The sequence below is a fragment of the uncultured Acinetobacter sp. genome (assembly GCF_947626835.1).
Taxonomy (GTDB): Bacteria; Pseudomonadota; Gammaproteobacteria; order Pseudomonadales; family Moraxellaceae; genus Acinetobacter.
In genome coordinates this window covers 1-9,645 of sequence record NZ_CANQTS010000047.1, presented here as the reverse complement: position 1 = coordinate 9,645, position 9,645 = coordinate 1, and the positions used below count along the sequence as shown (strand labels likewise).

Sequence of the window (9,645 nt, the reverse complement as noted above, 5' to 3'; positions counted from 1 at the left end):
TTTCGGTTTCGGTTTCGGTTTCGGTTTCGGTTTCGGTTTCGGTTTCGGTTTCGGTTTCGGTTTCGGTTTCGGTTTCGGTTTCGTCCAAATCGTCATCAATCAAATCAAAACCAAACGGATCATCTAACAGCCAATCAGGTTCATTATTGGCTTGAGGCATGCTTTTGCCACGCGCAGTTTGATCGGCGCCTAAATTGGCCAATTGATCCGCCATTTCATTGCCTGCATTGCCGGCATGACCTTTGACCCAACGCCAATCAATATCACGTCCTTGAGTGATCTGATCTAAAGCTTGCCAAAGATCTGGATTTTTAACGTTTTTCCAATTTTTCTTTTTCCAATTTACAATCCATTCGGTAATGCCTTTTTGCACATAGGTGGAATCTGTCCAAATAATCAATTGTGCGTCGGCAGGACATGCGCGAATCCCTTCAATGGCAGCGGTGAGTTCCATACGGTTGTTGGTGGTGTTAAATTCACCACCCCAATATTTTTGCTCAGACTGATCAGCATAAATGAGATACGCACCCCAACCGCCTAGGCCGGGATTGCCACGGCAAGCGCCATCTACATATAGGGTGATTGTTTGAGTCATAATCGAATCCGTAGTCCACAACAGGAAAATTGCAAGTTTGACATTGTAAACTGAAAAAGTGACCGATGTGACGCTTAGCCGACTCGAAGCGGCTTTTTTTTAAATTCTTGTAACATTAATCCTCAAATCGCGCTAAATTATCCCCTTGAGTCTAGGGCATGCTCCTCTACAATGACCACGCTCAACAATAATTTTTAGTCGTAGTTTTTGGATTCTTGTGTATGTATAAAGCAACCACGCACCTGTGGCAGTCAAAAGGGCCTTTATTTAAACTGACCGTATTGGGTTCAGCATTCGTTGCTTTGGGGATTAGTGGTTGTTCATCTACACCGTCGTCATCGTCTAGCCAAAAAACACAAAACAGCCAAATGTTGGGCGCCAACGGTATGGATGGCTTAGAAGATTTACTCTCTGCCACTGACATGCGTGCGGTAGAAGGTGATCGTCTATTGGTACTCAAACATGGCGATGTCTGGAAGCGTATGTTGGTTGGCTTTAATATGGATTTAAGCCGCCGTGATCCACGTATTGAAGCACAGCGTGGTTGGTTTATTTCACGTCAACCGTATATTGATCGTTTAAGTGCGCGTGCCTCGCGTTATTTATATCATACGGTCAAAGAAGCCGAACGTCGTGGTTTACCGACTGAATTGGCGTTACTACCAATTATTGAAAGCTCTTATGACCCAGCAGCGACCAGTTCAGCAGCGGCAGCGGGGCTGTGGCAGTTTATTCCAAGTACCGGTAAAATTTATGGTTTAAAACAAACCAGTCAATATGATGGTCGCCGTGATGTGGTGGAATCGACCCGTGCGGCCTATGAATTTTTAGGCAGTTTGTATAATCAATTTGGTTCATGGGAATTGGCATTGGCCTCTTACAATGCAGGTCCTGGGCGTATTCAACAAGCCATAAACCGTAATAAAGCAGCAGGCTTGCCAACTGATTATTGGTCACTGAAATTACCACAAGAAACCATGTACTATGTACCGCGTTTTATTGCGGTAGCACAAATTATTAAAAATCCAAGTGCTTATAATGTGACCTTGCCCCCAATTGCCAATCGCCCGCATTTTCGTGAAATACAAGTGGGTCCTGTGGCGCTCAATGATATTGCGCGTATTACCGGTTTAAGTCGTGCTGAGCTGTATCAACTTAACCCTGGGCATCGTGGCGAATATGTAGACGCGAGCAGCCCAATGCGTATTTTAATTCCGGCAGATTTAAGCCCAACCATTGATGCACGTTTAAAAACTCTACATGGTGGTTCGCCAAATTTAGTGGCAAGCGTGCCAACCACTACACCAAGTGGTTCGTTTAAACCAGTAACGCCAACCAAAGCGGCACCCCCTCCGATTATTAGCAGCAGTCAAACAGTGACTCAAAGCACAACCACCACTCGCCCAAGCGCGATCACACCAAAAGGTTCGGCAGCACTGGCGGCTTTTGCTAGTAATATGGATGTGCCAAGTGCACCGCGTATTCCAGTGGCAGTTACCCCAGCGGCAAATGTACAACCGGTACGTACTGAACCAGCTTTAAGTGCGGCAGAACGTGAAAAAGTTTTAGCTGCGCTTGCTTTAGAAGAACAAGCTCAAGCTGCAGCAGCTTCGCAGCCCGTTGCCTCGCAAGCTGAGCAAGCCCAAGTTGTGGCTGAGTTAAAACAAATCACGCCGCAGGGCACTGAAATTGTTGATCCAGTGGATGGTAAAATTAAGCTTACCGCCTTACAAACCAGTCAATCCATTGCAGAGCAAAGCGGTCAGGAGCTTAAAAAAGGCTTCTCTTATCCAAAAGGTGTGGCAGATAACACCAGTCCAACTTCAGAAGAAGCCAAGTTAAATCAAGGCAAAAATGTCATTCGTACTGCATCAGACATTGTGGTGGTACCACCAAAAGGCAAACGCAGTACTTATGTGGTGATGCCGGGTGACAATCTGCAAATGATCGCCATGAAAAATGGCGTGAACTGGCGCGATGTTGCCAATTGGAATCAAATTGATCCAAATGCAGTGCTGTATGTAGGCACAACGATTTATTTATATGATGCCAAACCAGTTGCAGCGACGCCTGAAGCAGTGAAACCTAAAAGCGTGCCTGATGTATATACGGTACGTGCCAACGATACCTTAAGCGGTATTGCGGCTGAATATGGGCTGAGTCTTAAACAGTTGGCAGATTATAATAATTTAACCGTGACGAGTGGGATTTTTGCAGGTCAAAAACTGCAGCTAAAAGACAATCCACAAGCTAAGAAAGTTGAGCCTGAAAAACCAAGTGTTACCACAACACACCTTAGCAAGATTAAGACCAAAAGCTATACAGTACAACGTGGTGAATATTTAAAACTCTTGGCAGATCGTTATGCCTTATCAAATCAAGCGTTGGCGGATTTAACTCCTGGTTTAACAGCCAATAGTCAACTCATGGTAGGGCAAAAAATTAATGTGCCTTTAACTGAAGCTGTGACCAATACCACGCCAAGCGTTGTGCAGGACAAAGTTGACAGCAAAACGTTAAAGCCGAATGTTAAACTTGAAGCCTATACGGTAAAACGTGGCGATAGTTTATATAGCATTGCCAGTCAAGCTAAACTCAGTGTGGCTGAACTTGCAGCACTGAATGACATGTCAGCCAATAGTAGTTTATATGCAGGGCAAACTTTGCAGGTGCCATTGGGTTATCAAGTGCCTGAGCAATATACGGTACAAGCCGGCGATACCTTAACCGCGATTGCCAATCGTTACGATTTAAATATCGATGACATTGCCAACTGGAATGGCCTGGGGCGCAATAGTGGTTTACGTGCAGGGCAGCGTCTGACTTTAAGCGCTGAAGCAGCAAAAAGTACGCCTGTTGCTCCTGCTAAAGCTAAGACCAATAACACCTTAAAAATGCCAGAAGTATATGTGGTACAAAGTGGTGATAACTTAACCAGCATTGCAGCAAAATATCACTTACAGGTCAGCTATTTAATGCAACTCAATGACTTAACGAGCAGCACTGTACGTGTCGGACAACGATTAAAACTAGACGGTGAGCTTGAAGCCAAAGCTGATCAAAAAGTTGAAAAAACAGCTGCGCCGATAAGCAATAAAACGGTCATTAAAAACAGCAGTACCGAAAGCTACACAGTAAAATCTGGTGAATCTTTATATGCCATTGCCAAGCGTTTAGATATTTCGGCATCTGAGTTGGCAAGTTTAAATAACTTAAGCAGTAATGCCAGTTTACGTGTCGGACAAAGCATTCACATTCCAAAAAAATTTACCGATTATCGAGTGAAAAGCGGTGATACCTTAATTGGTTTGGCAAGTCGCTATGGCTTAGCACAAAGTGCTTTAGCTGAGTTGAACAATTTGACCCCAAATACGCAATTGCGCATTGGTCAAGTGATTCAAGTGCCAAATCTTTAAGGATTAATCATGCGTCTGTTGGCCACTTTGGCAGTATTGATCGCAGCACCTGTACACGCGGCGATGCAAACCACCCCTTATATTGCGCTGCATGCTCAGCCGCAATATAGCGCACGTGGTTATATGCCATATGCCAACCCCTCTGCACCCAAAGGCGGCTATATCACGACAGCTGCCAATGGGACCTTTGACAATTTAAACAGCATGAATGGCAAGGGCAGTGCAGTCGATGGTGTCAATTACTTATTTGATAGTTTAATGAGCTCATCTTTAGATGAACCGGGGGTGATGTATCCGCTTTTGGCTGAGCGGGTCAGTTTTGATCCTAAAAATTTAACCACAGTCACTTTTGAGTTAAATCCTCAAGCTAAATTTAGTGATGGTTCGGCTGTGACTGCCCAAGATGTTAAATTTACCTTTGATGCTTATCTCAATAAAGCCAATCTCGGTCTACAAATGTATTTATCCGATTTGGCACGTACTGAAGTATTGGCGCGGCATACAGTACGGATGCATTTAAAATCCAAAAATAACACTGAAATGCCGCTGATTTTGGCGCAATTACCGATTTATTCAGCCAAAGATTGGCAAAAGCGTGATTTTAGCCGAGTCACTTTGCAGCCCATTTTAGGTTCAGGGCCTTATCGGATTGAAAAAATTGATGCCGGACGTAGTATTACCTACAAGCGTAATCCGCAGTATTGGGGAAAAGATCTAGCGGTCAATCGAGGGCGTTATAATTTTGATCGCATTAAATATGTGTATTATCGGAATTTAGATGTTGCCTTTGAAGGCTTTAAATCTGGTCAATATACTTTGCACGAAGAATATACGGCGCGTAAATGGGTGACGGAATATGATTTTCCTGCCATGCAGCAAGGTATGGTGGTGAAATATCGCTTTAAACATCAAAACCCGATTCCAACGCAAAGTTTTGTGTTTAATACACGCAGAAAAGCCATGCAAGACATTGCCTTTCGTCAAGCCATTACCTTGGCTTATGATTTTGAGTGGCAAAACAAAGCCTTGTTTTATGGACAATATCAACGTTTACAAAGTTATTTTAGCAACAGCGAATTAGAAGCCAAAGGCCGACCCAGTGCAGCCGAGATGGCCATACTCAAACCCTATTTAAGCCAACTTGATCCAATTCAGCGTCAAGCTGTGTTGCTAGATTGGCGTTATCCTGTTTCAGATGGTAGTGGTTTTAACCGCAGCAATTTACTCAAAGCGCGTCAATTGTTGTTAAAAGCAGGTTATCGTTTTAACCAAGCTCAATTGCTAGATGCCAAGGGACAGCCGATTGTTTTAGAATTTTTGATTCATCAAGATGGCTTGCAACGCACGTTGATGCCCTTTGTACGTAACTTAAAGCGCTTAGGCATTCAAGTGAATATTCGTCATGTGGATGTACCGCAATACATAGAACGTATGCGACGTAGCGATTTTGATATGACCACCAGCGTCATGCCACAATCATTAACCCCGGGCAATGAGCAAGCACAGCTATGGAGTTCTAAAGCGGCCAGTCAACCGGGCAATTATAATTATGCCGGTATTCAACATCCGGTGATTGATGATGCCATTCAACAACTGATTCGTGCGCCAAACCGTCAAGCATTGGTGCTGCGTACCAAAGTGTTAGATCGTTTATTGCGTGCTGGTTATTACCAAATTCCAACTTATGGCAAAGGTGAACATTGGTTGGCCTATTGGAATATGTATCAGCAACCCAAACAAAAACCTAAATTATCAACAGGAATTGATTATTGGTGGAGCGATGCCAAGCAAGCTGCCAAAGTCCGCCAATATTTAGGACAAAAATAATCCACACAGGAGTGGCATGGGCACTTATATTTTAAAACGCTTGCTGTTGATTATTCCCACTTTGTTTTTTATTTTATTGATTAACTTTGTGGTGATTCAAATTGCACCCGGCGGACCGGTCGAACAAGCCATTCAACAAGCGCAAAGCTTTGCGGGGCTTAGCAATGTCAGTGGGGGCGAAACAGCAGCAACCTCCAATGCTTATCAAGGCGCTCAGGGTTTAAGTGATGAGATGGTGGCTAAAATTGAAGCCCAATATGGCTTTGATCAACCCATGCATGTACGTTTTTGGGAAATGCTTAAAAATTACTTAAGCTTGGATTTTGGCACGAGCTTTTTTAAAGATAAACCCGTCACCACCTTGCTGTTAGAAAAAATGCCAGTGTCTTTGTCTTTAGGTTTGTGGAGCACGTTACTGATTTATTTGATCTCGATTCCATTGGGGATCAAAAAAGCCCGTCAGCATGGCAGTGTTTTTGATCAATCTACGTCGATTTTATTGGCCATTGGTTATGCCATTCCGGCTTTTGTGTTTGCCATTTTACTGATTGTATTTTTTGCCGGTGGCAGCTACTTACAATGGTTTCCATTGCAAGGTTTGGTCTCGGAAAATTTTGCTGATTTAAATTTGTTTGGCAAAATCAAAGATTATGTTTGGCATATGAGCTTGCCTTTACTGGCCATGGTGATTGGCGGCTTTGCCGGTTTAACTTATCTGACCAAATATTCCTTTATGGAAGAGTTGTCCAAACAATATGTACTTGCAGCACGCGCCAAAGGCTTAAGTGAGTCACGCGTGTTGTATGGGCATGTGTTTCGTAATGCCATGTTAATTGTGATTGCCGGTTTGCCTGAAGCTTTGGTGGGGATTTTCTTTGTGGGCAATTTGTTTATTGAGATTATCTTTAACTTAGACGGTTTAGGTTTGCTTGGCTTTGAAGCCATTGTGCAACGTGATTATCCGGTAATTTTTGGCAGCTTATTTTTATTTACGTTGCTTGGTTTATTGTTACGTTTAGTCAGCGATGTTTTGTATCAAGTGATTGATCCACGTATTAACTTTGATGCACGAGGGGGCAAATAATGTCGCCCATTATGCAGGCGCGTTTACAACGCTTTAAAGCCAATCGCGTAGGTTTTGGTTGCTTGATCATTTTTAGCATGATTTTTGTCTTGTCACTGGCTGCAGAATTGATTGCCAACGATAAACCTTTATTGGTCAGTTATCAGCAGCAACTTTATTTACCAGTCTTTAAAGCCTATCCTGAAACCACCTTTGGTGGGGTATTTGAAACCGAAGCCGACTATCAAGACCCTGCTGTACACGCACTGATTCAAGAACATGGTTGGGCTGTGTGGCCGATCATTCGCTATGCTTATCAAACTCCAAATTTAGAATTGACAGTACCGGTGCCATCGCAACCAACCTCAGACAATTGGCTGGGTACCGATGATCAAGGCCGCGATGTTTTAGCACGAATTTTATATGGGTTGCGTGTGTCGTTATTGTTTGGCTTTGCCTTAACTCTAGCTTCTGCTGTATTAGGGATGATGGTGGGTGCTATCCAAGGCTATTATGGCGGTTGGATTGATTTGATTGGGCAACGCATTTTAGAAGTATGGGGTGGTTTACCCATGTTATTTATGGTCATGATTTTGGTGAGTATGTTTACGCCCAATGTCTACTGGCTGTTTTTTATTATGCTGTTGTTTGGTTGGCCAACGTTAGTGGGTTTGGTGCGTGCTGAATTTTTACGTGCCCGTCATCTAGATTATGTACGTGCTGCGCGAAGTTTAGGGGTACCTGACCACAACATTATCCTTCGCCATATTTTACCCAATGCCATGAGCTCAAGCTTGTCACAGTTGCCATTTATGCTGACCGCCAATATCACTGCCCTGACTGCACTGGATTTTTTAGGTTATGGTTTGCCACCAGATGCCGCCTCTTTAGGTGAATTATTATTACAAGGCAAAAATAACCTCAATGCACCGTGGCTGGCGTTATCCGGCTTTTTTACTTTAGCGATTGTGCTATCTCTACTGATTTATATTGGCGAGGCGACCCGTGATGCATTTGACCCAAGACGTCAATAAATTACTTGATGTACGTGGCTTAAATATTCAAACCCACAGCCAAACATTGGTCCACGATTTAAATTTTGAGCTTAAAAAAGGGCAAACTTTAGCCATTGTGGGGGAAAGTGGTTCGGGTAAATCCATCAGCAGTTTGGCTTTACTGGGTTTGTTGCCCAGTAACTTGCAGGTGTCCGGCCAAGCCATACTGCAACAGCAAAATTTATTGGAATTAGCGCCTGCGCAATTACGTTTTATTCGTGGGCAAAAAATTGCCATGATTTTTCAAGAACCCATGACTGCACTTAATCCACTGCATCGGGTAGAAAAATTGATTGGCGAGAGTTTAAGGCTACAAGGTTTAAGCAAGTCGAAGACCCGTGAGCGCGTGATTGCCTTGTTACAGGATGTGGGTATCCCGCAACCAAAGGACAAGCTCAGACGCTATCCACATGAGCTCTCAGGCGGACAAAGGCAGCGTGTAATGATTGCCATGGCTTTGGCGCAAGACCCCGAGATTTTAATTGCCGATGAACCGACTACTGCCTTAGATGTCACGTTACAGGTGCAGATTCTAGAGTTGCTTAAAAATCTACAGCAGCAGCGTAATATGGCCATGATTTTAATTAGCCATGATTTAAATTTAGTCAGGCGTTATGCCAAGCAAGTGATTGTGATGCAACACGGTCATGTGGTGGAGCAAGGTTTGGTGCAAGATGTTTTTGCTCAGCCCAAACATGCCTATACCCAAAATCTACTCAACCATGATTTTGGTCAAGCGTTACATGTGCCAGCACAGGAGGTATTGCTGGATTTACAGCAAGTGGCAGTCAAGTTCCCGATTAAACAAGGGTTGCTCAATCGGGTGAAAGATTATGTGGTGGCGGTTGAGCCTTTAGATCTACAGCTGCAACAAGGCAGCTCGCTTGGCATTGTCGGGGAAAGTGGTTCAGGCAAAAGCTCACTTGCATTGGCGATAGCACGTTTAATTCCCAGTACAGGTAAAATTGTCTTATTGGGGCAAGATTTAAATGCCTATTCTGAAAAACAATTACGCCCTTTACGTCGTGATTTGCAAATTGTCTTTCAAGATCCGTTGAGTAGCTTAAATCCACGTCTAAGCATTGAGCAAATTATTGCTGAAGGTTTACAGGTACAAAAAATTGCCGCCACCGAGATTAAACAACGCGTTGAACAGGCTTTAATACAAGTGGAATTGCCGCTTGAGTTTAAACAGCGCTATCCACATGAACTCTCAGGAGGACAGCGTCAGCGCGTATCCTTGGCGCGTGCTTTGGTGCTACAGCCAAAACTGATCATTTTAGATGAACCGACCTCCGCACTTGATCGAAGCACACAGCGCGCGATTGTGGCATTGCTCAGACGCTTACAACATGAATATGCCATGACTTATGTGTTTATTAGTCATGATCTACATGTGGTACGTGCGTTATGTCAGCAGGTCTTGGTATTACAGCATGCTAAAGTGATGGAACTGCAAAATACCGAAGATTTATTTTTAAAGCCACAAACCAGTTATACCCAAGCTTTGATTCAAGCCAGCCAATATCAGTTGTAATCAGAGCTTAATTCTAACAGACACAAAAAAGCCCAAGTCTTAAATGCTTGGGCTTTTTTGTAGAGTTTAACACTCAAATATGGCGTCCCTACGGGGATTCGAACCCCGGTTACCGCCGTGAAAGGGCGATGTCCTAGGCCTCTAGACGATAG

General features: G+C 43.7%; 6 protein-coding genes. 5 read left to right on the top strand and 1 reads right to left on the bottom strand.

Annotated elements, in window-relative coordinates:
- The coding region (gene rnhA / locus Q0Z55_RS12140) for a ribonuclease HI (RefSeq protein WP_297429108.1) at positions 1–595 on the bottom strand (595 nt) is incomplete at its 3' end.
- Between the two features lie 221 nt (positions 596–816).
- Here rnhA and Q0Z55_RS12135 point away from each other — a divergent pair.
- The 5 genes from Q0Z55_RS12135 to Q0Z55_RS12115 are packed head-to-tail and all read left to right on the top strand — an operon-like array spanning position 817 to position 9,493.
- Positions 817–4,011 carry a LysM peptidoglycan-binding domain-containing protein gene (locus tag Q0Z55_RS12135; protein ID WP_297429106.1) on the top strand — a complete coding sequence of 1,065 codons (3,195 nt, stop codon included), beginning with the start codon at positions 817–819 and terminating at the stop codon, positions 4,009–4,011.
- Between the two features lie 9 nt (positions 4,012–4,020).
- The gene (locus Q0Z55_RS12130; RefSeq protein WP_297429103.1) at positions 4,021–5,838 is read left to right on the top strand and encodes an extracellular solute-binding protein; all 1,818 of its coding nucleotides are present in this window, start codon (positions 4,021–4,023) and stop codon (positions 5,836–5,838) included.
- 16 nt (positions 5,839–5,854) lie between these two features.
- Entirely contained in the window at positions 5,855–6,922 is a 1,068-nt protein-coding gene (gene yejB, locus Q0Z55_RS12125) for a microcin C ABC transporter permease YejB (RefSeq protein ID WP_297429100.1), read from the top strand.
- Complete coding sequence (locus Q0Z55_RS12120) at positions 6,922–7,935, top strand: ABC transporter permease (protein ID WP_297429097.1); 1,014 nt, start codon at positions 6,922–6,924, stop codon at positions 7,933–7,935. Before yejB ends, Q0Z55_RS12120 begins: the two co-directional genes overlap by 1 nt.
- The gene (locus tag Q0Z55_RS12115) at positions 7,910–9,493 is read left to right on the top strand and encodes an ABC transporter ATP-binding protein (protein WP_297429111.1); all 1,584 of its coding nucleotides are present in this window, start codon (positions 7,910–7,912) and stop codon (positions 9,491–9,493) included. Before Q0Z55_RS12120 ends, Q0Z55_RS12115 begins: the two co-directional genes overlap by 26 nt.
- Positions 9,494–9,645 lie beyond the last annotated feature (152 nt).